Origin of the sequence: Streptomyces sp. DG2A-72 (genome assembly GCF_030499575.1) — a bacterium.
GTDB lineage: Bacteria > Actinomycetota > Actinomycetes > Streptomycetales > Streptomycetaceae > Streptomyces.
In genome coordinates, this window is sequence record NZ_JASTLC010000001.1 from 2034411 (window position 1) to 2058172 (window position 23762).

Here is a 23762-nt window from a genome sequence, read left to right on the forward strand (position 1 = left end):
CCCCCGCAGGCTACCGCTACCGCCCACGGAGCCGGCGTACGAGGATGCTCGCGTCCCCACGGGACTCCAGGTCGGCCAGCACCACGGCCACCGCCTCGCGCACGATGCGCCCGCGGTCGACCGCGAGCCCGTGCTCACCGCGGAGCACCAGCCGTGCGTGCTCCAGGTCCATGAGTTCCTCGGCGGACACGTACACGGTGATCTTCTCGTCGTGCCGCTCCCGGCCGCTGGGCCGGCGTGCGGCGGCCCGCCCCCCGCGCTTGCGGGGCTGAGCGGACGCGGCCGCCGCACCACCGCCAGAACCTTCCTGCGCCCCTTGACGTCGCGCGGAGCGCTCCGCCGCGGCGGAGCGGCTGCGGGACTCACCGGCGTCGGCCGACTCCGCGTCGGACGCGACATGCTCGGCCCCGTCGCCGTCACCGCCCTGCGCGGGCACCGACTGCGGCGCGTCATCCGCGGCAGCGGCGTCGCTCTCCCCCGCCGGAGCCGGCACCCGGGCCTCGCCGTTGGCCTGGCGCCGGGGAGTGGACGCCTGAAGCGCCATCCCCCCTGTCGTACGGAACAGTTCGTCGGCCCCCGGCAGACTCACTCGGCGTGACACCGGGCGAGCACCTCCCTGGCGAGCTGGCGATAGGCGGCGGCACCGACGGAGTTGGAGGCGTACGTGGTGATCGGCTCACCGGCGACCGTGGTCTCCGGGAAGCGGACCGTGCGGCCGATGACCGTGTGGTAGACGTGATCGTCGAACGCCTCGACGACACGCGCGAGCACCTCACGGCTGTGCACGGTGCGCGAGTCGTACATCGTGGCGAGGATCCCGTCGAGCTCCAGCTCCGGGTTGAGCCGCTCCTGGACCTTCTCGATCGTCTCCGTCAGCAGCGCCACGCCACGCAGGGCGAAGAACTCGCACTCGAGCGGCACGATCACCTTGTGAGCCGCCGTCAGGGCGTTCACGGTGAGCAGGCCGAGCGAGGGCTGACAGTCGATCACGATGTAGTCGTAGTCGGCCATCAGCGGCTTGAGCGCCCGCTGCAGCGTGGACTCGCGCGCGACCTCGGACACCAGCTGTACCTCGGCGGCCGACAGGTCGATATTGCTCGGGAGCAGGTCCATGTTGGGGACCGCGGTCTTCAGGAGCACCTCGTCGGCCGCCATGCCCCGCTCCATGAGCAGGTTGTAGACGGTGAGGTCGAGCTCCATCGGATTGACGCCGAGACCGACCGACAGCGCGCCCTGCGGGTCGAAGTCCACGAGCAGGACTCGGCGTCCGTACTCCGCGAGCGCGGCACCCAGGTTGATGGTCGACGTCGTCTTGCCGACGCCGCCCTTCTGGTTGCACATCGCGATGATCTTCGCGGGACCGTGGTCGGTCAGCGGACCCGGGATCGGGAAGTACGGCAGCGGCCGTCCGGTCGGGCCGATGCGTTCGCGGCGCTGGCGGGCAGCGTCGGGCGCGAGCGTGGCCGCGTACTCGGGGTCGGGCTCGTACTCCGCGTCGGGATCGTAGAAGTGCCCGTCGGGCAGTTCGTCGTAGTCGGCGAAGTGGTTGTGGGGCGCGCCACTTCCGTCGCCGGCCATGGCGTTCACGTGATGGCCATCCATGCTCTGGTGTGCTGGCTGAGTCACACCTGACTTCAAGTGACTCTGTTGGGCTGCGAAGGTGCGCACCGCTACGGAGCCGACAGCCTCGAACCCCGCGGGGCGCTCGGCCCGTGCAGGCGTTCCTGGTTGACCACCCCCGGGAGAAAATGTCGACTCATTCACAAGTCGTCTTACCTCCTTGGTGACCAGGAAACTTCTAGACAGGTCAGCGTGGCACCATGCCGACGGTTGGCGACTCTATGGCGTGTCGGGCGTCCGCAGCAACACAATCCGCCGTACCCGGCAGGATGTGTCGGCAATGAAACATCCCTCTGTCAAGGGCGTACGGCCGTCGCACGGCAGGTTTCACCGGTGTACGAATCGGTTCAAGGGTTACGTTCGAGGCGAGTTGACCGAGAGCCGCAAAGTGACCATACACACACTCGGCCGGACCTTGTCGGGCAAGGTCCGGCCGGGTGGGCGAGGTTGACGGGCCGTGTTGACGTATCGCCTTTACGAAAAGGTGACTTAGCCGCGCGGGGCGGTCCGGCGTGCCTCAGCCGAGCAGCGACTCCAGCTCCACGTGCTCCAGCCCGTGCGCCTCTGCGACCTCGCGGTAAACCACCTTGCCGTCATGGGTGTTGAGGCCCTTGGCGAGCGCGGGGTCACGGCGCAGCGCCTCGACCCAGCCTCGATCGGCGAGCTCGACGATGTACGGCAGCGTCGCGTTGGTGAGCGCGTAGGTGGAGGTGTTGGGCACCGCGCCGGGCATGTTGGCGACGCAGTAGAAGACCGAGCCGTGGACCGGGAAGGTCGGCTCGGCGTGCGTGGTGGGACGCGAGTCCTCGAAGCAGCCGCCCTGATCGATCGCGATATCGACAAGGACACTTCCCGGCTTCATCCGCGAGACGAGCTCGTTGGTGACGAGCTTCGGCGCCTTGGCGCCCGGGATGAGCACGGCGCCGATGACGAGGTCGGCATCGAGGCAGGCCTTCTCGAGTTCGAAGGCGTTGGAGACGACGGTCTGGATCTTCGTACCGAAGACCTTGTCGGCCTCCTTGAGCTTGTTGATGTCGCGGTCGAGCAGGGTCACGTGGAAGCCCATGCCGATGGCGATCTGCGCGGCGTTCCAGCCGGAGACGCCGCCGCCGATGACGACGGCCCGGCCCGCCGCCACGCCGGGGACACCGCCGGGCAGCACACCGCGGCCGCCGTTGGCGCGCATCAGGTGGTAGGCGCCGACCTGCGGGGCCAGCCGGCCCGCGACCTCGGACATCGGGGCGAGCAGCGGAAGCGCACGGGTCGGCAGCTCGACGGTCTCGTAGGCGATCGCGGTCGTGCCGGACTCCAGCAGCGCGTCGGTGCACTCCTTGGACGCGGCCAGGTGCAGGTAGGTGAAGAGCGTCTGGTCCTTGCGGAGGCGGTGGTACTCCTCGGCGATGGGCTCCTTGACCTTCAGCAGCAGGTCGGCGGTGACCCACACCTCGTCGGCGGTGTCCAGGATCTGAGCGCCCGCGGCCACGTACTCGGCGTCCGGGATCGAGGATCCGACACCGGCGTCGCGCTCGATCACGACCTGGTGGCCGTGGCGCACCAGCTCATGCACGCCGGCGGGGGTGATGGCCACCCGGAACTCGTTGTTCTTGACCTCGCGGGGGATGCCGACCTTCACGTCGATCACGGTCCTTGGCTCAGAGGGTGCATTACAAGACTTACCCGGACGTGCGTGGGCACACCAGGAGACACCGCAGGAGAAGGTGCGGCAGAGCCAGTCTAATGAAGGTGTTCCCGCTGTCTAGCCTTTCATTACTTCAATCTTCGTCGGATGTACTGCGGATTTCGCAGGCGTTAGGACCTTGTTCCGGCTCTGGATCACTCTCCGGGAGCTCCTCACCCAGCATGCGCTCGGCCGCCCCGCGATGCAGTCGAGCGGCAGTGGGGTCGCCGAGACGGTCCAGCGTGTCGGCGAGCCTGAGCTGCAGCGCTGCCTGCAGCCGTACGTCCTCGGCGCGGCGGGCCCACTCGATCGCCTCGTGACAGGTGCGCAGCGACTCCTCGGGCCGTCCCGCGTACTCCTGAACCCGCGCCAGCTCGCTCAACGCCCGCGCCTGGGCGGCCACATCGCCGTTCTTGCGGTACCCGGCGACCGCGGCACGCCAGCAGCGCAGCGCCTCGCCGTAGCGGCCCGCATAGGTGTGGGCCGCGGCGATACGGCCGTACAGCCGGGCGGCGTCCTCGCGCTCGTCGCGCGCCAGCCGCTCGGCGAGGGCCCGGCCGAACCAGTCGGCGGCCCGGTCGTAGTCCCCCAGCTCCTGGTGCGCGCCGCCTACGGATTCCATCGCGCGCCCGGTCGCATACGGATCGTTTGCTTCGCGTCCGGCGTCCAGAGCCGCGCGATAGCGGACCAGCGCCTCGGCGGAACGGCCGGTCTGTGCGTCCAGATCACCGAGGTTCAGCAGGGCGGCGGCCTTCTCGCGGGGCAGCTTGCGGCGCTCGGCAACATCGAGGACCAGGCGGTGGATGTCGTACAGGTCGGATGCGGCGGCCCGGGTGCCGAAGTGGGCCGCCATCGCCCGCACCAGCTGGGCCATCAGGCGCCGGGCGAGAGTGTCCAGCTCCCCGTCGGCGACCGCGAGCCGCGCCGACGCGAGCAGGGCGGGCCTGCGGACGGTCAGCCAGTCGGCCGCCGCGCGCGGGCTGGGGAAGCGCAGGGAGCGCGGCATGCCGACGAGCTTCTCCCGCGCGAGCGGGCTGTCGGTCTCGGTGATCGCCCGGCACGACTGCAGCAGCCGCACGGTCCGCTCCAGCATGCGGGCGCGGGCGAGCTGGAGCTCGGCGGGGCGGTCCTGGGTCTCGGTCAGCGCCTTGAGCAGGGGGTGCAGACAGCCGGGGACCTGGTACTGCGGCAGCGGCGCGGGCACGCTCCGCAGCAGGCCGAGGGAGACGAAGTCGTCCAGGGCGGTGCGGGCGCCGTCCACCGAGCAGCCGGCGAGCGCGGAGGCGGTGTGCGGGTCGATCAGGCCGGCCGGGGCGAGGGAGAGCAGGCGCAGTATCCGGGCGGCGGTGCTCGGCAGGGACGCGTAGGCGAGCCGGAAGACCCGGCTGAGCGGCGTGCCGTCGTCACCCTCCGCATGCAGCTGCTTGGCGAAGTCGGCGACGGCCGCCTTAGGGCGGGCGGCGAGCCAGCCGCCCGCCAGCATCAGCGCGGCGGGCTGGGCCTGGCACTCCTCGACGAGTCCCTCGGCGGCCCGCGGGTCGACGGTGATGCGGACCGAGCCGGTGTGCCGGGACAGCAGTTCCACAGCCGACTTGGTGTCGAGGCCGCCCAGGGTGCACGGGCGGACGTCCGCGATCCCGGTCAGCGGGCCGCCGGACACGGCGACGACCAGGCATTCCGCGGTGTCCGGCAGCAGCGCGTCGACCTGCTCCGCGGTGGCGGCGTCGTCGAGCAGGAGCAGAACACGCCGGTCGGCGAGGGCGGTGCGCAGCACCTCGGCCAGGTCGTCGTCACGGGCGCCGGGCGGGGTCGGCAGTTCCAGGGCGGTGAGCAGTTCGCGGGCGGTGCGCTCGACGGGGACGGGGGTGCCGTCGGGCTCGCTCAGTCGCGCCCGCAGCACTCCGTCCCGGTAACGGTCCGCTACCTGCCGTACCAGCTCCTCGCCGAGTGCGGTACGTCCCGAGCCGGGCCTGCCCGCGATCAGCAGCACGCGCGCGCGGGGGGCCTTGCGGCCGGAGAGGGTGTCGAGTCCCGCGCGCTCGATGTCGGCGCGCAGCTCCTTCAACTCCCGTGTGCGGCCCAGGAATCGAGACTCCGCAGCAGTGTGTGCGGACAGCTGCACGCCACCAGTGTCCACCGCCTGATCCGTCACGGGCCACACTCCCGTCCCACCACACGTGCCAACCCGCCGGGACTCCGGCTCGGGCATTTTCAGAGCCTAGTTCACGCTCTGCAACGTTCCATGAGGAGCGCGGCGGACACGTCGCCCGATCGGATCAGCCGATGGTCACACCGGGTGTGGGCCAACCGTGTTCAGGCCTCGAAGGGACGCGCCGGCCAGGGCGCGTCCGCGAGGCGCAGGGCGTCGAGTCCGTCACCCTGCTGGGCGGCGACCAGTGAAAGGACGCCCACGATCAGGCAGTTGTTGTGCAGCTCGCCCGCGAGCACGCCCCGGACGAGCTCGTCGACGGGCACGCGCGCGTACTCCAGGTCGGTCTCCTCGTGCTCGACCTCGAAGCGCTCCCCGTCGGCCTCGGACAGATCGCGGGCCAGGAAGATCCGTACGGCCTCGTCGCAGCCGCCGGGGGTGGTGTAGACGTCGGTCAGCACCCGCCAGTCCTCGGCCTTGACGTGCGCCTCCTCGTACAGCTCGCGCTGGGCGGCGTGCAGCGGGTTCTCGCCGGGGATGTCGAGCAGCCCGGCCGGGATCTCCCACAGCTTCTGCCGTACGGGGTGGCGGTACTGCCTGATGAGCAGGACACGGCCGTCGTCGTCGAGGGCGAGGACAGCCACGGAGCCGGGGTGGACCTGGTAGTCACGGCGGACCACCGAGCCGTCCGGCATGACCACCTCGTCGGTGCGGACGGAGGTCTTGTTGCCCACGAAGGGGGTCTCCGTCGCCCGGATCTCCCACTCCTCGGGAGTGTCCTTGATGGTCATGCCGTGTCCTTCCGGATGTGCAGGAAAAAACCGGGGCGCGACCTTGAAGGTACGCACCCCGGCAACCGTACAACTGGTGTGTTACTTGGAATTCTTCCGCTCGACCGAGGCCTTCACCAGCCCGGCGAACAGCGGATGCGGACGCGTCGGACGCGAGCGCAGCTCGGGGTGCGCCTGGGTCGCGACCAGATAGGGGTGGACGTCACGCGGATACTCGACGTACTCGACGAGCTTGCCGTCCGGCGAGGTGCCCGAGAAGACGATGCCGGCCTTCTTCTCCAGCTCCGCGCGGTAGGCGTTGTTCACCTCGTACCGGTGACGGTGCCGCTCCTCGACGTACTCCTTGCCGTCGTACACCTCACGCACGATGGAGCCCTCGGCGAGCTTGGCCGGGTACATGCCCAGCCGCATCGTGCCGCCCATGTCGCCCTCGCCCGCGACGATGTCGAGCTGCTCGGCCATGGTGGAGATGACCGGGTGGCCGGTGGCGGAGTCGAACTCGGTGGAGTTGGCGTCCGAGATGTCGACCAGGTTGCGCGCGGCCTCGATCACGATGCACTGCAGGCCCAGGCAGAGTCCGAGCAGCGGGATCTTGTTCTCGCGGGCGTACTTGATCGCGCCGACCTTGCCGAGCACACCGCGGTCGCCGAAGCCGCCCGGGATGCAGATGCCGTCGACGTCCTCCAGCTGGGCCTTGGCGCCGGCCGGGGTCTTGCAGTCGTCCGAGGTGACCCACTTGATCTTCACGCGGGCCTTGTTGGCGAAGCCGCCCGCGCGCAGCGCCTCGGTGACCGAGAGGTAGGCGTCGGGCAGGTCGATGTACTTGCCGACCAGCGCGAGAGTGATCTCGTGGTCGGGGTTGTGGACGCGGTCGAGCAGGTCGTCCCAGGTCGTCCAGTCCACATCACGGAAGGGCAGGTCCAGCTTGCGGACGACATAGGCGTCCAGGCCCTCGCCGTGCACGGTCTTCGGGATGTCGTAGATGGACTTGGCGTCGGGGCAGGCGACCACGGCCGACTCGTCGACGTCGCACATCAGCGAGATCTTGCGCTTGATCGCGGTGGGCACCTCGCGGTCGCAGCGCAGCACGATCGCGTCCGGCTGGATACCGATGTTCCTGAGCGCCGCAACCGAATGCTGGGTCGGCTTCGTCTTCAGCTCTCCCGAGGGGCCGATGTAGGGCAGGAGCGAGATATGGACGACGAAGACGTTGTCACGGCCGACCTCGTGCCGGACCTGGCGAACCGTCTCCAGGAACGGCAGCGACTCGATGTCGCCGACGGTGCCGCCGACCTCGGTGATCACGACGTCGACCTCGTCGGTGGCCATGCGGCGGATACGGTGCTTGATCTCGTTGGTGATGTGCGGGATGACCTGCACGGTGTCACCCAGGTACTCGCCGCGCCGCTCCTTGGCGATCACCGTCGAGTAGATCTGCCCTGTAGTGACGTTGGCGGAGCCGTCCAAGTCACGGTCGAGAAAGCGCTCGTAGTGCCCGATGTCCAGGTCTGTCTCGGCGCCGTCGTTGGTGACGAAGACCTCACCGTGCTGGAACGGGTTCATCGTGCCCGGGTCGACGTTCAGATACGGGTCGAGCTTCTGCATCACGACGCGCAGGCCCCGGGCCTTGAGCAGCATGCCGAGGCTGGAGGCCGTCAGGCCCTTGCCGAGAGAGGAGGCGACACCCCCGGTGACGAAGATGTGCTTGGTCGTCGTGGATTTGGGCGGCATGGCCAAGAGGGGGCTCCCGTGGTCGCGGTCTGGGTTGCGTTCCGGGGTTTTTCTCCCACCGGTCCACGGGCTACCAGGGTATCAGCGCCAGGGGACGACGGCTTCCGGCCACGCTCCGCACACGGGTCGGCACGGACACGTACCGCTTACTTCTTTCTCACCCGTTGCTCACCCGTTCAGCGCACCCGCGTTGCCCGGAGCGGCACGCAGATCATCTACGTGCGTCGTATCCTGCTCGGACACTCGCTGCCGAGCCCGGCCGGCAAAACGGCACCACCCCAGCCCGTACCCACCGGAACAACGAGAGCTCGTCAGTTCGTTGAGCAACGACTGTTGTTTTGCCTCACGGCATGAGCGACTGATTTGCTTCATCGCTCAACGACGCATGACAAAGACCCCTTGACCGCACTAGCGACAGCCCCCTTGTGGGGTGACGTGGCCGTTCGACTGGAGTTGCACGTGGCCGGGCGCATCGAAGACTACGCACTCATCGGAGACATGCAGACCGCTGCCCTGGTCTGCCGGGACGGCACAGTGGACTGGCTGTGCCTGCCCCGCTTCGACTCGCACGCCATCTTCGCCGGTCTGATGGGCACCGAGGAACACGGCTTCTGGCGGCTCGGCCCCGCGCACGCGGCCGACGCCGAGCCGCCCGTCGCGGCCCGGCGCACCTACCGCGGGGACTCGCTGATCCTGGAGTCCGAGTGGGACACCCCGCGCGGCACGGTCCGGGTCATCGACTTCATGCCCCCGCGTGACGGCGCCCCGCAGCTCATCCGGATCGTGGAGGGCGTCTCGGGCCGCGTCCCGATGCGCTCGGCGCTCCGGATGCGGTTCTCCTACGGCCGGATCGTCCCCTGGGTGCACCGGCACGAGGGCCGTACGGTGGCCGTCGCGGGCCCCGACTCCGTGTGGTTCGACACATCCGCCGAGACCTACGGCAAGTCGCTCACGACGTACTCGGACTTCACCGTCGGACCGGGCGACCGGATCGCGTTCACCATCTCCTGGGAGCCCTCGCACAAGGAGCCGCCGCCGCTGCCGGAGCCGGAGCAGTCGCTGGAGGCGACCGAGGGCTTCTGGCGCGACTGGGTGGAGCACTGCACGTACCACGGCCCCTACCGTGAGGCGGTGATCCGCTCGCTGATCACGCTCAAGGCGCTGACGTACGGCCCGACCGGCGGCATCGTCGCCGCCCCCACCACCTCCCTGCCGGAGGCGATCGGCGGCGTCCGCAACTGGGACTACCGCTACACCTGGCTCCGCGACGCGGCGATCACGCTCTCCTCGCTGCTGCGCACCGGCTACCGCGAGGAGGCCCGCGCCTGGCGCGAGTGGCTGCTGCGCGCGGTCGCCGGCGATCCCGAGAACCTGCAGATCATGTACGGCATCGCGGGCGAGCGCGAGCTGGGCGAGGCCGAGCTGGACTGGCTGCCCGGCTATGAGAACTCCGCCCCGGTCCGGGTCGGCAACGGCGCCGCGCACCAGCTCCAGCTGGATGTGTACGGCGAGGTCACCGAGGCCCTGCACCTCGCGCACATGACGGGCCTGGCCCGCAACGACTACGCCTCGCTGCTCCAGCTCAAGCTGATCCGCTATCTGGAGCGGCACTGGGACGAGCCGGACGAGGGCATCTGGGAGGTGCGCGGCCCGCGCCGCCACTTCGTGCACTCCAAGGTCATGGCGTGGGTCGCGGTCGACCGCACGATCAAGCTGATCGAGTCCGGCGACGCGGACGGCCCGCTGGAGCGCTGGCGCGAGCTGCGCGACGACATCCACCGGGACGTGTGTGAGAAGGGTTACGACAAAGAGCGCAACACCTTCACACAGTCGTACGGCTCGAGGGAGCTGGACGCCTCGCTGCTGCTGATTCCGCAGATGGGCTTCCTGCCGCCGGACGACAAGCGGGTCATCGGCACCATCGAGGCGATCCAGCGCGAGCTGTCCACCGAGGACGGCTTCATCCTGCGCTACCCGACACAGGGCGAGGACGAGGGCGTCGACGGCCTCCCCGGCGACGAGGGGGCGTTCCTGGCCTGCTCGTTCTGGATGGCCGACGACCTGGCGATGATCGGCCGCGTCGACGAGGCCCGCAAGCTCTTCGAGAAGCTGCTGTCACTGCGCAACGACCTCGGTCTGCTGGCCGAGGAGTGGGACCCGCGCCTGCAGCGCCAGGTCGGCAACTTCCCGCAGGCCTTCAGCCACGTCCCGCTGATCGACACGGCACTGCGGCTGACGGCCTCGGGGGCGTACGGCGGCTGAACAGGACTCTTGTGACGCGCCCGCCTAGGCTGGGAGCAAGCGATTGCCCCGGCATGGAAGGGGGCAGCCATGGCTTCCCTCTCGAAGGCGGGCGCGGCCCTCACCGCGCTGCGTGAGGATCTGGCCGGTGAGGTGTTCGCTCCCGGGGATCCCGGTTACGACGAGGCGCGCGCCGTCTTCAACACCATGATCGACCGGCGGCCCGCCGTGATCGCGCAGTGCGCGAACGTCGATGACGTCGCCCGGGCCGTGCGGTTCGGCCGGGAGCTGGACCTCAACATCGCCGTGCGCGGCGGTGGACACAGCGTGGCGGGCATGGCGGTCAACGACGGCGGTCTGGTGGTCGACCTGCGCCGGATGCACGAAGTGACCGTCCATCCGGGAGCCGAGGCGGTACGGGTCGAGGGCGGGGCCACCTGGGGCCATGTGGACCGCGCTACCCAGCCGCACGGCCTGGCGACCACGGGTGGCAGGGCCTCGACGACCGGTGTGGGCGGTTTCGTCCTGGGCGGCGGCACCGGCTGGCTGGACCGCTGGTGCGGGCTCGCCGTCGACAATCTGCTCGGCGTGGAGCTGGTCACCGCCGACGGCAACCGGGTGCACGCGAACGCGGACGAGAACCCCGAACTGTTCTGGGCGCTGCACGGCGGTGGCGGCAACTTCGGCATCGCCACCGCGCTCACCCTGAAGCTGCACGAACTGCCCGAGTTCGCCATCGCGATGCTGCTGTACGAGCCGGAGTTCGCGCCCGCGGCCGTCCGTACCTTCCGCGACGTGATCGAGTCCGGCCCGGACGAGCTGAGCGGCGGCGCCCTGTACTTCTCCGGCCCGCCCGAGGAGTTCGTACCGCCGTCCCTGGTCGGCGAGTTGGTGTGCGGCGTGCTTCTGACGTACGCCGGTGCGGAGCAGGACATGCGCAAGTACGCCGATCCCCTGCTGGCGCTGAAGCACGAGGCGGAGATCGTCGGCGCGATGCCGTACGCCGACGTGCAGTGCATGATCGACGATCCGCCCGGCATGCGGCACTACTGGTCGGCGGAGTATCTGACCGGCGCACCGGACAACTACGTGGCCGTCTTCTGCACCGGCGCCCAGGGCATGCCCGTGCCGACCGGCACCCAGTTCGTGCTGCTCCCCCAGGGCGGTGCGATCACCGCCGGCCCGCACGACTTTCCGGTGCCCTACCGTGACGCGCCGTGGGCGGTGCACCCGTACGGCATGTGGCAGGACCCGGCGGACGACGAGCGGTGCATCCAGTGGGTCCGCGACGTCCGCGCCGACGCCGGGCCGTGGAGCACCGGCGCGGTCTATCTGAACTTCATCGGCGACGAGGGCCCGGAGCGGGTGATCGCCGGTCTGGGCGTCGAGAACCATCGGCGGCTCGAAGCTCTGAAGCGGCAGTACGACCCGGACAACGTCTTCCGCTTCAACCACAACATCAGGCCTGCTTGAGGGCCGTCAGCGTGCGCTCTCCGCCCGGGTCGCCCGCCGTCGCCGGGACGAGGGCGATCTCGTCGAGCCCGGCGTCGGCGTACTCCTCGGCACGCGCGCGTACGGCGTCGACGTCGCCCACCAGGCCGACCATATCCGCCGCCTGAGCGGGCAGCGCCCGCACCAGTGTGCCGGGGTCGGCACCGGTACGGGCCAGTTCGACGGCCTCCCCGAAACCGGCCGCCTCGAACACGTCGCTGTAGCCCGGCACGGTCAGATACCCGGCGATGCTCCGCAGGACCTGCGCGAGGGAGTCGGGGTCCGGATCGACGGCGGCCGGCAGCCAGGCGGCCAGGGTCGGTGGCGACGTACGGCCCGCGCGCTCCGCGGCGTCGATCATCCGGGCGCGCAGGGTGCGGACCTGCTCCGGGGAGACGATGTCGAGCAGCATGCGGTCGGCGTGCGCGGCGGCCGTGGCGATCGCACGGCCGCCGAACGCGGCCACGGTCAGCGGTCCGCCGGGCTGCTGCTGCCGCCGCCGGAAAGCGCTGCCGGGCACGACCGGCTCACCGTACGCGCCGTGCAGCAGCTCTCGTACGGCAGCCGCGCTCTCCTCCAGTGCGGCGGCGGGCCGGACCCGCGTGCGCCCGTGCACGCCCTCGACGACCCGCTTGCTGGACGTGCCCAGCGCCACCCCGACCGGCCGGCCGGTGACGGCGGCGCAGGAGGCGGCGCCCCGGGCGATCGTGAACGGGTCGCGCACGGACACGGCCACGGGCCCGGCGGTCAGCGCGACCCGCTCGGTGGCCCGCCCGATCGCCGTGGCGAGCACGAACGCGTCCCACGTCGGCCCCTCACCGGCCCACACCTCGCGGTACCCGAGCCGATCGGCGACCACTGCGACCCTGAGCGGCTCCTCGACGGCACTGTCGTCCTCTCGCGCAACCGCGACCACGCTGAAGTCCATGGCGGCGCGCTTACCCGGCCGCGATCCCCTCAACCGCGATGAAGATCGTCCCGGAGATGTTGCGGGAGCGTCCGCGCAGGTACCGTCCGCAGCATGGACAGCCGCACGGACAGCCGTTTCGAGAGCCAGGGCGCCGGGATCACCGTTCAGCGGGCGCTGGAGCTGCCCGGGCTGCGCAGCGGACTCCCCGAAGTGCTCGCGGGCGCCGACCGGCTGCAGCGGACGGTGCGCTGGGTCCATGCGGGCGAGGTCCCCAACATCGCCTCGCTGCTCAAGGGCGGCGAACTGCTCCTGACGACGGGATACGGGCTCGGCACCCGTCCGGCCGATCAGCGCGCGTTCGTCCGCACGCTGGCCGAGCGCGGGATCGCGGCCCTGGTGGTGGAGCTGGGCCCGCGCTTCACCCGCCTGCCCGCCGCCCTTGTCGAGACGGCCCGCAGCGCCGGGCTCCCCCTGGTCCAGCTGCACCGCGAGGTGCCCTTCGTGACGGTCACCGAGGAGATCCACACCGAGATCGTCAACGGACATTACGCGCTGCTGCAGCGGGCGGAAGAGGTGCACCGGCGCTGTACGGAGGCCCTGTTGGGCGGTGGCGGGGTGCCGCAGGTGCTCGGGATCCTGGCCGACTTCTGCGGCAACCCGGTCTTCCTGGAGACGACGGACGGGCAGCTGCTGTATGCCGCCGGTGCCGGGCCCGAGGGCGCGGATCCGCTCCAGGTGTGGGAGGGGCTGCGCGGCCAGCACAAGGACGCCCCGCCGCCGGCCGGGTCGGTGCTCGTGGACGTGCCGGGCGGCGGGCCGGGAGCGGGGTCGGTGCGCGCCCGTCTCGCGCTGCTGCCGGTGCGGGCCCCGCTGGCGCCGGTGCACCGCATCGCCGCCGAACGGGCCGCGGGCATCCTGGCCGTGGTGCTGATGCAGGCCCGCCAGGAGGAGGAGCTGGCGGCGCGTGGTCGCGGCGACTTCCTCACCGACCTCGCCGAAGGCCGTATCACGGCGGAGGACGCGCCCGCGCAGGCGCGCGTGCTGGGCTTCAAGCCGGGTGACAGCCCGCTGATGCCCGTGGTGATGCGGCTCGGGGACGCACTGTCGCCGGGCGGTGGCTGGGCGGTGCTGGCGCGTGCGGTCTCGGAGGAGCTGGCGTCGGTGGGCGTGCCGGTGCTGCTCGGTGTACGGCCGGTGGAGGGCCGTGTCCTGGTGCTGCTCGGGCTGCGGTCGGAGTCGGAGCGGGCGCCCGTCGCGGACCGGGTCTCGGCGGCGCTGCGGGCGGGTGTGGAACGGGCCGGGATGCAGCGGCCGGGCGCGCAGCCGCCTGTCGTGGTGGTCGGGGTGGCCGGCGGCTGGGCGGCGGCGTCGGCGGGCCTCAGGCACGCGGCCGAGACGGCGACGGCGGCGCAGGGCCTGACGGACCGTCCCTGGTACGACGCCCGCCGCCTCGACATCGACCTGCTGCTGTGGCGGCTGCGCGACCACCCTGACCTGGCGGCCTTCGTGGACCGCGCGATCGGCCCGGTCCGCGACCACGACAGCAAGTCCAAGCCCCCGCTGCTGCCCACCCTGCAGACGTACTTGGCCCATGCCGGCCGCAAGGCGGAGACGGCCCGCGAGCTGCATCTGAACCGGCAGACCCTCTACAACCGCCTCGCCCGCATCGGCGAGTTGCTCGGCACGGACCTCGACGACCCGCAGACGGTACTGGCGTTGAGCCTGGCGCTGCGCGCACGCCGACACGTGCCCTAGATCATGGGCCTGGGCTGCGTCAACTCGTCGTAGACGCTGAGGACTTGGGCGACGGTCTCGTCCTCGGTGGGCCAACTGGCGGCCTGCCGTGCGCCCTTCTCCTTCAGTAGTTCCCGGCGTTCGGGGTCCGCGAGGAGGCGTACTACCGCGTCGGCGAGCGCTTCCGCATCGCCGTACGGCACGAGTTCGGCGGCGTCGCCGACTAGTTCCGGGTTGCCGCCGACTGCCGTGGCGACGAGCGGCACGCGCGCGTGGAGGGCCTCCTGCGCGAGTACGGAGCGCGATTCCCAGCGGCTGGGCAGCAGGGCGAGATCGGCGGCGGCGAGCAGTTCGCCGACGTCGTCGCGGAGCCCGATGAGCCGGACGGGCAGTCCCTCGTCCTCGATCCGCCGCTGGAGGTCGGCCCGCAGCGGGCCCTCCCCGGCGATCACGACGAGCGGCACGGGGTCGAGGCGGCGCCACGCGCGCGTGGCGTCCAGCAGCGTTTCGTAGCCCCGGTGCCGGTCGAGGGAGCCGACGGCCATCAGCAACGGGCGGCCGGTCGCGCCGAGTTCGGCCCGCAGCTTGGGGCGCAGCCGGTCGGGGTCGTCCTGCTCGACCGGCCTGCGCGGCCCGGGCAGGGCGACGGCGGCGAGCCGGGCGTCACGCGCACCGGTGCGGCGGGCCAGATCCACCAGGTCCGAGGACGCCCCGAGCACCACCGACGCGGCCTTCACGACCCGTCGCTCCAGCATCCGCAGCAGATGGGCGCGGGCCCCTTCGGCATGCGCGCGGTTGTGCCACGTCACGACGAGCGGAGTGCGCCGCCCGCTGAGCGCGAGCGCGGCGCGGAAGGAGGCGTGCAGCCCGTGCGCGTGCACCAGGTCGGCGTCCGCGCACACCGCCCGCAGCGCGGCCACGGAGGTCGGATCGCTGCTGCGCGGCACATGGACGTGCTCGGCTCCGGCGCCGGTGAAGTCATAGGCGCGGTCGGCCTCGGCGGGGGCGCACACGGTCACCCGCACGCCCCGAGCGACGAGCCCCGAGGCCAGCGAACGCACGTGTGCGCTGCTGCCGGCGTTGCCTCCGCCGAGCACCTGCACGGTGCGCAGCGGCGACTGGCCGGTCGCTGAGTGGCTGCTCACGGGGCTCACGTGGCCGGGGGCTCCTGGTTCGGCGTCGGGCGGTCACGAAGAAACGTACAGAAGGATCGAGCGGAGGGGGTGTACCGCTTGGATCCCTACGCGTACGACGTACAACACCAAGGATGCCAGGCCGTACGGGCGTTCCGTGAACCCGGAGATGACATGGCCGCACACCACGGCCCCACGGTCACTCACACGAGTGAGCGAGCCGCTTCGCTGACTTGGTCTCCGTAGACCGCCGCGGCGACGACGGCTGCGGCGTGCGCCACGAGTCCCGCCCGGCCGTTGCTCGCGACGACGGCGGCACCGAGCGCCGCACCCAGCGCATGCGCTCCTGTGTCGCCGAGCATCGCCCGCTCACCGAGATCGTCGGGCAGCACGGCAGCGGCGGCTCCCACGGCGACGGCAGCCAAATCCGGTCCCTTGCGCAGCAGCCCCGGCGCTCCGAGAAGCAGCACTGCCCCCGCAGCCCTCCCGGGGCGTACGTCCACGAGGTTGACGAAGTGCGCGGTCCCGGCGATCACGACCCCCGCGAGCACCTTGTCGACCGGCTTCTCCTTGAGCAGGGCCCCGGTGACCAGACCGGCGGCTCCGATCCCGAACAACTTGACGGCGCCGCTGGTGACTTCACCCTGCCGGAGCGCGGACAGATGGGCGCCGAAACCCCGCCGGTGGTCCCCGGCAACATCGTCATACGCCCCACACGCCCCGGCGGCGGCCACGGCGAGCGCGGCGGCGGGACGGACGTGTGCGGTGCCGAGCGTGGCCGCCACGGCCGCCGCCGGACCGGCGTACAACTCGACGGTCCGCCCGGCGTAGTTCGTGCGGTGCCAGCACTCGCCCGGGGCCTTGGCGCGGAGGACGGCGGCAGTTGCACGGGTGAGGAGGGCGGACAGACCGAGTCGGGTGATGATCATCCGTACACCCTGAGCGGGCCCCACTACACGTCCGCCCGAGCCGTCGCCAGCAACTCCTCCGCATGTGCCCGGGCCGTCTCCGAGTCCTCCTGGCCGGCGAGCATCCGGGACAACTCCCGGATCCGCTCCTCCCCTTCGAGGACCTTCACCCCGGACCGGGTGACGGACCCGTCGTTGGTCTTCTCGACCAGCAGCTGCCGATCGGCGAACGCGGCGACCTGCGGCAGATGCGTCACGACGACGACCTGCGCGGTCTTGGCGAGCCGAGCCAGCCGCCGCCCGATCTCCACGGCCGCCTTGCCACCGACACCCGCGTCGACCTCGTCGAAGAGATAGGTCGGCACCGGATCGGTCCCCGCGAACACGACCTCCACGGCCAGCATCACGCGCGACAGCTCACCACCGGACGCCCCCTTGGCGATGGGCCGGGGCGGCGCGCCCGGATGCGGGGCGAGCAGCAGCTCGACCTCGTCTGCGCCCGACGGCCCGTACGCGACCGTACGCCCGCCGACCTCGACCCCCTCGGGGTCCTCGGTCTGCCGGATGTCGAACGACACGCGCGCGTGCGGCATGGCCAGCGAGGCCAGCTCGGCGGTCACCGCGGCGGCGAACCGCTCGGCGGCCTCCGCCCGCGCATCCGTCAACGCCTGCGCCAGTCCGCCCAGTTCGGCCCGCAGCGCATCCCGCTCGGCGGTCAGCTCGTCGAGCCGCTCGTCGTCGCCGTCCAGCTCGGTGAGCCGCGCGGCGCCCTGCTCGGCCCAGGCGAGCACGGAGGCGACATCCTCGCCGTACTTCCGGGTCAGGGCGCTGAGAGCGGCCCGCCGCTCCTCCACGGCGGCCAGCCGCAAGGGATCGGCATCCAGATCGTCGGCGTACCCCGCCAGCTCCCCGGCCACATCTCCCAGCAGAATCCCGATCTCCCCGATCCGGTCCGCCAGCGCGGCCAGCGCCGGATCGTGCGACCGCACCGCGTCCAACGCCCGCTGCGCCCCCGCGACGAGCGTCGCCGCGTCGACCCCCTCCGGATCCTCCGGATTCCCGGCGAGGGCGGCATGCCCGGCCGTCGCGGCGGACGCCAGCGCCTCCGCGTGCCCCAGCCGCTCGGCCTCCTCCGCCAGTTCGACGTCCTCACCGGCACGCGGCTCGACGCCCGCGATCTCCTCGAGCCCGTACCGCAGCATGTCGGCTTCCTGAGCCCGCTCACGCGCGCGCGTGGTGATCTCGTCGAGCTCCGCGGAGACGGCCCGCAGCCGCCGATACGCCTCCCCGTACTTGGCGAGCGGCCCTGCGACGGCCTCTCCCGCATACCGGTCGAGCGCCTGCCGCTGCCGGGACAGCTTCAGCAATCCCTGCTGATCGGTCTGCCCATGCACGGCCACCAGCTCATCGGCCAGCTCCGCCAGCACCCCGACCGGCACACTCCGCCCACCGAGATGCGCCCGCGACCGCCCTTCGGCGGAAACGGTACGGCTGATCAACAGCGCCCCGTCATCAAGCTCCGCCCCGGCCTCCTCGGCCCGTACGGCGGCGGAGGCACCCTCGGGCACGCCGATCCGCCCCTCCACGACCGCCTTCTCGGACCCGATCCGCACGAGCGCCGGATCGGCCCGCCCCCCGAGCAGCAGCCCGAGGCTGGTGACGACCATGGTCTTACCGGCACCGGTCTCACCGGTGACAGCGGTGAACCCCGGCGACAACTCGACGACCGCATCATCGATGACTCCGAGCGACCGTATCCGCATCTCCTCCAACACGGACACGACCTTACGAGGTAGAGCAGCAAGAGTGCGAGGCACCCTGTCACCCACGGGAGTGGACCGACCCAAAGGGGCGCGGGGAACTGCGCGACAAGCCACAACGAACCCGCAGCCCCCAACGCTCCGAAGCCACCCCCCACAACCGGCTAATGCGGCGCCCCTCGCCACCCGGAAACCGGCAACGCAAACTTGGCCACCAGCCGGTCAGTGAACGACGCATGATGCAACCGAGCCAACCGCACCGGCACAGCCCCCCGCCGCACCTCAACCCGAGCCCCCGCAGGCAACTCCACGGTCCGCCGCCCGTCACACCACAACACACCCGGCGGAATATGCGGCAGAACCTCCACCGCCAGCACAGAATCCGGCGAAGTGACCAACGGCTTCGCAAACAACGCATGCGCCGAGATCGGCACCATCAACAGCGCCTCAACCTCAGGCCACACCACAGGCCCGCCGGCAGAAAACGCATACGCGGTAGACCCAGTAGGCGTCGACAGCACAATCCCGTCGCACCCGAACCCCGTCACCGGCCGCCCATCAATCTCCAGCACGACCTCGAGCAGCTTCTCGGCGCCCGCCTTCTGCACCGCCGCCTCGTTCAGCGCCCAGTCCGTATGCACGATGTCCCCGTTGCTGTGCACGACGACATCGACGGTCATCCGCTCCTCGACCTCGTACGCCTTCGTCACCACCCGGTCGACAACCTTGTCGAGATCGTCCCGCTCGGCCTCGGCGAGGAAACCGACCCGCCCGAGATTGACGCCGAGCATCGGCACCCCGGACGCCCGCGCGAACTCGGCGCCGCGCAGCAACGTCCCGTCGCCGCCCAGCACGATCAGCAGCTCACACCCGTCGAGGCACTGCGCAGTCGCCTCCTTGACCAGCTCCACCTCGTCGGGCAAGGGCAGGTCACGCGCCTCGTACTCCAGGACGCGCACCCCGATACCCTCCCGCAGCAACCCCTTGACCACGAGCTCGGCGCTGCGGATCGCCGCAGGCCGGCCGGTGTGGGCGAGCAGAAAAACAGTACGAGCTCGGTTCTGTGTCAACGCGGCCCCTCCGCCACTGCACGGTCAACGTCGGCCGGGTCCAGTTCGGCTGCTCCGGCCCGCATCCACAGAAAGTACTCGACATTCCCGGAGGGCCCGGGCAGCGGACTGGCGGTGACGCCTTTCACGCCGAGTCCGAGATCCCAGGCCCGCCGGGCGACACCCCGTACGGCCTCGGCCCTCAGCTCCGGACTGCGCACCACGCCCCCGCTCCCCAGCCGCTCCTTCCCCACCTCGAACTGCGGCTTGACCATCATCACCAGATCGGCGTCCGACCGCACGCACCGCACCAGGGCGGGCAGCACCAGTCCGAGCGGGATGAAGGACAGATCCCCCACGACAAGATCCACGGGCTCCCCATCGATCGCCTCAAGCGTCAACTCGCGTACGTTCGTACGGTCCTTGACGGTGACGCGTTCATCGCTCTGCAGAGTCCACGCGAGTTGTCCGTATCCGACGTCCACGGCGACGACCTGCGCGGCTCCGGTCCGCAGCAGGACGTCCGTGAAGCCACCCGTGGACGCGCCGGCGTCGAGCGCCCGACGCCCCTCGACGACCAGCCCCTGCTCCATGAAGACCCGCAGCGCACCGGCGAGCTTGTGGCCGCCCCGCGACACGTACTCCGGGTCGCCGGAGTCCGTCTGGACCACGATCGCCGCCGCGGTCTCCACCTGCGTGGCCGGTTTGGTCGCGACGGTCTTGCCGACACTCACGCGCCCTGCGGCGATCAGCTGGCTGGCATGCTCACGCGAGCGCGCGAGCTTCCGGCGGACCAGCTCCGCATCGAGACGGCGGCGTGCGACTCCTGCCACGTTCGGTTCAGCTCCTATGTCCGTTGTCCGTACGACGTCGGGGGCGCCGGAGGACCCGGGCGGGCGTCGAGCGCGGTGAGCGCGTCACGCAGTCCCCGATGTACATCCTCGTACACCTCCACGTGTCCGTCCGTGGCGAGGTGGTCGGTATCGCCGAGCCGCTCCAGCTGGGCGTCGACGTCGGCGTTGCCGGTGGGGGTGCGCGGGACGTTCAGCGGGGCGGGGCCGGCGGGGTCGTACTCGGGCTCGACCGGCGCCGTCTCCTCCTCCGGGATCTCGGTCCCCGGCAGTGAGTCGCTCATGCCCTGACGCTACCCCGAACCGCTGGGGTACCGTCGATCTCGATGGCCACGATTGAGGAGTGCCGCGCCGCACTCGAAAAGCTCTCGGACAACATGCAGGACGCCGAGGGGGACGCCCGCACGGCCGCAGCCCTGGAACGCTCGGTGAGCTGCCACATCACCGACCTGGACGTCACGTTCGCGGGACGCATGACGGGCGGCCGGATCGAGGTCCACGAGACCCTCCAGGGCCCACCCCAGGAGAAGGCCCAGATCAGGTTCAGCCTGGCCGGCGACGACCTGGTGGCACTGGTCGACGGCGAGCTGAACTTCGCGAAGGCCTGGGGCTCGGGCCGGGTGAAGCTGCACGCGAGCCTGCGCGACCTGCTCGTCCTCAGGAAGCTTCTGTAGCGGCGACCTTCCTGTCGTCGGTCCGCGCCTTCCGCGCGGCCGGCACCACCAGCGGCGTCCCCGTCTCCGGGTCGTCGATGACCTGGCAGCGCAGCCCGAAGACCTCCTCGACCAGCTCCGCGGTGACGATGTCGTTCGGAGCGCCCTCGGCGATGATCGCCCCGTCCTTCAGGGCGATGAGGTGGGTGGCGTACCGGGCGGCATGGTTGAGGTCGTGGAGTACGGCGACCAGCGTGCGCCCCTGCTCCTCATGCAGCTCCGCACAGAGATCGAGCACGTCGATCTGATGCTGGATGTCGAGATACGTCGTCGGCTCGTCCAGCAGCAGCAACGGCGTCTGCTGCGCCAGCGCCATCGCGATCCACACGCGCTGCCGCTGACCGCCGGACAATTCGTCGACATAGCGATCGGCCAGCTCGGCGACGCCGGTCTGCTGCATCGACTCCTGTACGACCCGCTCGTCCTCGGTCGACCACTGGCGCAGGATCCCCTGGTGCGGGTACCGGCCGCGGCCCACCAGGTCGGCGACCGTGATTCCGTCGGGCGCGATCGACGACTGCGGCAGCAGGCCCAGCGTCCGCGCGACCTTCTTCGCGGGCATCGACTGGATGACCGAGCCGTCGAGCAGCACTCGGCCCCGGCTGGGCTTCAGCATCCGTGACAGCGCCCGCAGCAGCGTGGACTTGCCGCACGCGTTCGGGCCGACGATCACCGTGAAGGAGTTGTCGGGTATCTCCACCGACAACTGCTCGGCGATGACGCGCTGGTCGTAGGCGAGGGTGACGTCCTCGGCGGACAGGCGGTTCACGGTGCTCCTCTTGGTGTTCTCGTTCGCAGTGCCACGCGTCGTCTTCGCAGCGCTCATGTCCGCCGTTTTCCTCGGAGCCCTCATATCCGCCCCGCCTTGCGCTCGGTGACCAGCAGCCACAGCAGATAGACGCCGCCGACCACTCCGGTGACCACGCCCACGGGCAGCTGGTCGGCGCCGAACACCCGTTGTGAGGCCCAGTCGGCGATGACCAGCAGCGCGGCGCCCATGCACAGGGACGGCAGCAGATTCGGCCCGGGTGAGCGGGTCAGGCGCCGGGCGAGCTGGGGGGCGGTGAGCGCGACGAAGCTGACGGGCCCGGCGGCGGCGGTCGCGGCCGCGGTGAGCAGTACGGCGGCCACCATCAGCAGCATCCGGACGCGCTCGACGCGCACCCCGAGGGCGTTCGACACGTCGTCGCCCATCTCCATCATCCGCAGAGCGCGCGCATTGGCGAGAACCAGCGGCACGAGCACGGCGCACAGCCAGAGCAGCGGCCAGACCTGTTCCCAGTCACGGCCGTTGAGGGACCCGGTCATCCAGACGACCGCACGGGCCGCGTCGACCAGGTCGGCCTTGGTGAGCAGATAGCCGTTGACCGCCGTCACGATCGCGGACACACCGATACCGACCAGCACCAGTCGATACCCGTGCACACCCCGCTTCCAGGCGAGCAGATAGATGGCCAGACCGGTCACCAGACCGCCCACCAGCGCCCCGACGGTGACCTGGGCCGCGCTGCCCGACATCAGCACGATCACGACCAGCGCACCGGCCGTCGCACCCTGCCCGAGGCCGAGGATGTCCGGACTGCCCAGCGGATTACGGGAGATGGCCTGGAACAGCGCACCGCCCAGCCCCAGCGAGGCACCCACCAGGAGCCCGACCAGGACCCGCGGCAGCCGCAGATCGTTGACGATGAACTCCTGCCCCGCATTGCCGTTGCCCACCAGCGTCTTGAGCACATCGCCCACCGAGATGGGGAAGTCGCCGGTGCCGATCAGCAGGACGCTCGCGACGAGTGCGGCGAGCAGCAGCAGGGCTACGACGGTGAAGGCACGGACGTCCAGCCGGACGGAGAGCCCGCCGGGCGTCCTGATGGCACGGTTGGTCGTCTTCACAGCTGGGCCGTCCTCCGCCGTCGTACCAGAAAGATGAAGACCGGCCCGCCGAGGATCGCGGTCACGATGCCGACCTGCAGCTCCGCGGGCCGGGCCACGATCCTGCCGATCACATCGGCGCCCAGCAGCAGCACCGGCGACAGGACGGCCGCGTACGGCAGGATCCAGCGCAGATCGGGACCGGTGAAGGACCGTACGACGTGCGGCACCATCAGCCCGACGAAGACGATCGGCCCGCAGGCGGCGGTCGCGGCCCCGCACAGCACGGTGGCGGCGAGCATGGACAGTGCCCGTGTGCGGTTGAGGTTGGCGCCCAGAGCCTTGGCGGTGTCGTCGCCCATGGCCATGGCGTTGAGCGGCCGGGCGAGCGCGAAAGCGAGCAGCATGCCGAAGGCGAGGAAGGGCAGCACCTTCAGGATGATGTCGTTGGTCGCCGAACTCAGCGAACCGACCGTCCAGAAGCGCATCTTGCCCAGCGCGGCCTCGTCCATGATCATCACGGCCTGGAGATAGCCGTAGAGCGCGGCGCTGATCGCGGTGCCGGCGAGCGCGAGCCGCACCGGCGTGGCGCCCCGGCTGCCGCCGAGGAACCAGACCAGCGCTCCGACCGCGGCCGCGCCGAAGAACGCGAACCACACATAGCCGGTCAGGCTGGTGACGCCGAAGTAGGTGATGGCGGTGACGACCGCGGCCGAGGCGCCCGCGTTGATTCCGAGCAGACCCGGGTCGGCCAGCGGATTGCGGGTGAGCGCCTGGAGCACCGCGCCCGCCAGGCCCAGCGCGGCACCGGCGAGCAGTCCCAGCACGGTCCGCGAGAGCCGCTCCGCGACGACGACATCGCCGTACGTCCCCGACTCCTCGAACAATCCGTGCCACACCTGGTCAACGGACAGCTCTTTCGCGCCGATCGCGACGCTCGCCAGCGCGACGAGCAACAGGATCGCCACGGAGACAAGCAGCCCAAAGGCACGTATCGCCCGGCGTTTCGGGGGCGCGGGGGCGGTCTCCGCGCGCTGTTCGGGAGGACTGTCGACCAACACGCAGTTAGGTTAGCCTACCCTCCCCTTCGGCCACGATTCCGCTCCGTTGCAGTACGCGGACCCCCCGTCGGTG

General features: G+C 70.9%; 20 protein-coding genes. 4 read left to right on the forward strand and 16 right to left on the reverse strand.

Annotated elements, in window-relative coordinates:
* Nucleotides 1-16: 16 nt before the first annotated feature.
* The 6 genes from QQY66_RS09790 to QQY66_RS09815 all read right to left on the reverse strand — a co-directional run bounded on the left by QQY66_RS09790 (nt 17) and on the right by QQY66_RS09815 (nt 7969).
* A complete protein-coding gene (locus tag QQY66_RS09790; protein ID WP_301978741.1) occupies nt 17-601 on the reverse strand; it encodes a hypothetical protein in 585 nt (194 codons plus the stop codon).
* Nucleotides 586-1764 (reverse strand): ParA family protein, encoded by a 1179-nt coding sequence (locus QQY66_RS09795; RefSeq protein ID WP_301978742.1) that lies wholly within the window; start codon nt 1762-1764, stop codon nt 586-588. The genes QQY66_RS09790 and QQY66_RS09795 overlap by 16 nt, the downstream gene beginning before the upstream one ends.
* Before the next feature lie 373 nt (nt 1765-2137).
* Nucleotides 2138-3262, reverse strand: coding sequence for an alanine dehydrogenase (gene ald, locus QQY66_RS09800; protein WP_301978743.1), 1125 nt, complete (start codon nt 3260-3262; stop codon nt 2138-2140).
* Nucleotides 3263-3392: 130 nt separating this feature from the next.
* Nucleotides 3393-5450, reverse strand: coding sequence for a tetratricopeptide repeat protein (locus QQY66_RS09805; RefSeq protein WP_301978744.1), 2058 nt, complete (start codon nt 5448-5450; stop codon nt 3393-3395).
* Nucleotides 5451-5611: 161 nt separating this feature from the next.
* Nucleotides 5612-6238: an NUDIX hydrolase gene (locus QQY66_RS09810; protein WP_301978745.1), complete on the reverse strand. Its 627-nt coding sequence runs from the start codon at nt 6236-6238 to the stop codon at nt 5612-5614.
* An 81-nt stretch (nt 6239-6319) separates the two neighbouring features.
* A complete protein-coding gene (locus QQY66_RS09815; protein WP_301978746.1) occupies nt 6320-7969 on the reverse strand; it encodes a CTP synthase in 1650 nt (549 codons plus the stop codon).
* A gap of 459 nt (nt 7970-8428) precedes the next feature.
* Between QQY66_RS09815 and QQY66_RS09820 the strand changes: the two genes are divergently transcribed.
* Nucleotides 8429-10231: a glycoside hydrolase family 15 protein gene (locus QQY66_RS09820; RefSeq protein ID WP_301978747.1), complete on the forward strand. Its 1803-nt coding sequence runs from the start codon at nt 8429-8431 to the stop codon at nt 10229-10231.
* 69 nt (nt 10232-10300) lie between these two features.
* Nucleotides 10301-11683: an FAD-binding oxidoreductase gene (locus QQY66_RS09825; RefSeq protein ID WP_301978748.1), complete on the forward strand. Its 1383-nt coding sequence runs from the start codon at nt 10301-10303 to the stop codon at nt 11681-11683.
* Here the strand turns inward: QQY66_RS09825 and QQY66_RS09830 are convergent.
* The gene (locus tag QQY66_RS09830) at nt 11670-12629 is read right to left on the reverse strand and encodes an LLM class F420-dependent oxidoreductase (protein WP_301978749.1); all 960 of its coding nucleotides are present in this window, start codon (nt 12627-12629) and stop codon (nt 11670-11672) included. The two genes, QQY66_RS09825 and QQY66_RS09830, sit on opposite strands and share 14 nt — an antisense overlap.
* Before the next feature lie 93 nt (nt 12630-12722).
* Here QQY66_RS09830 and QQY66_RS09835 point away from each other — a divergent pair, with 93 nt between their 5' ends.
* On the forward strand, nt 12723-14366 hold the full coding sequence (locus QQY66_RS09835; protein ID WP_301978750.1) for a PucR family transcriptional regulator: 1644 nt from the start codon (nt 12723-12725) through the stop codon (nt 14364-14366).
* On the opposite strand, the gene QQY66_RS09840 is transcribed toward QQY66_RS09835, so the two are convergent.
* The 6 genes from QQY66_RS09840 to QQY66_RS09865 all read right to left on the reverse strand — a co-directional run bounded on the left by QQY66_RS09840 (nt 14363) and on the right by QQY66_RS09865 (nt 20330).
* Nucleotides 14363-15499 (reverse strand): glycosyltransferase family 4 protein, encoded by a 1137-nt coding sequence (locus tag QQY66_RS09840; protein WP_301978751.1) that lies wholly within the window; start codon nt 15497-15499, stop codon nt 14363-14365. The genes QQY66_RS09835 and QQY66_RS09840 overlap by 4 nt on opposite strands.
* 182 nt (nt 15500-15681) lie before the next feature.
* On the reverse strand, nt 15682-16407 hold the full coding sequence (locus QQY66_RS09845; RefSeq protein WP_301978752.1) for a hypothetical protein: 726 nt from the start codon (nt 16405-16407) through the stop codon (nt 15682-15684).
* 23 nt (nt 16408-16430) lie between these two features.
* Entirely contained in the window at nt 16431-18149 is a 1719-nt protein-coding gene (gene recN, locus QQY66_RS09850; RefSeq protein ID WP_301987251.1) for a DNA repair protein RecN, read from the reverse strand.
* Nucleotides 18150-18310: 161 nt separating this feature from the next.
* Complete coding sequence (locus QQY66_RS09855; RefSeq protein ID WP_301978753.1) at nt 18311-19216, reverse strand: NAD kinase; 906 nt, start codon at nt 19214-19216, stop codon at nt 18311-18313.
* A complete protein-coding gene (locus tag QQY66_RS09860; RefSeq protein ID WP_301978754.1) occupies nt 19213-20028 on the reverse strand; it encodes a TlyA family RNA methyltransferase in 816 nt (271 codons plus the stop codon). Before QQY66_RS09860 ends, QQY66_RS09855 begins: the two co-directional genes overlap by 4 nt.
* A 14-nt stretch (nt 20029-20042) precedes the next feature.
* Nucleotides 20043-20330: a hypothetical protein gene (locus QQY66_RS09865; protein WP_301978755.1), complete on the reverse strand. Its 288-nt coding sequence runs from the start codon at nt 20328-20330 to the stop codon at nt 20043-20045.
* A 42-nt stretch (nt 20331-20372) separates the two neighbouring features.
* Between QQY66_RS09865 and QQY66_RS09870 the strand changes: the two genes are divergently transcribed.
* Nucleotides 20373-20720 carry an SCP2 sterol-binding domain-containing protein gene (locus tag QQY66_RS09870; RefSeq protein ID WP_301978756.1) on the forward strand — a complete coding sequence of 116 codons (348 nt, stop codon included), beginning with the start codon at nt 20373-20375 and terminating at the stop codon, nt 20718-20720.
* On the opposite strand, the gene QQY66_RS09875 is transcribed toward QQY66_RS09870, so the two are convergent.
* Genes QQY66_RS09875 through QQY66_RS09885 form a run of 3 tightly spaced genes read right to left on the reverse strand, consistent with a single transcriptional unit; the run spans nt 20704 to nt 23689 of the window.
* Nucleotides 20704-21585 (reverse strand): ABC transporter ATP-binding protein, encoded by an 882-nt coding sequence (locus tag QQY66_RS09875; protein ID WP_301978757.1) that lies wholly within the window; start codon nt 21583-21585, stop codon nt 20704-20706. The two genes, QQY66_RS09870 and QQY66_RS09875, sit on opposite strands and share 17 nt — an antisense overlap.
* 23 nt (nt 21586-21608) lie before the next feature.
* On the reverse strand, nt 21609-22649 hold the full coding sequence (locus QQY66_RS09880; protein WP_301978758.1) for an iron chelate uptake ABC transporter family permease subunit: 1041 nt from the start codon (nt 22647-22649) through the stop codon (nt 21609-21611).
* A complete protein-coding gene (locus tag QQY66_RS09885) occupies nt 22646-23689 on the reverse strand; it encodes an iron ABC transporter permease (RefSeq protein ID WP_301978759.1) in 1044 nt (347 codons plus the stop codon). Before QQY66_RS09885 ends, QQY66_RS09880 begins: the two co-directional genes overlap by 4 nt.
* Between the last annotated feature and the right edge of the window lie 73 nt (nt 23690-23762).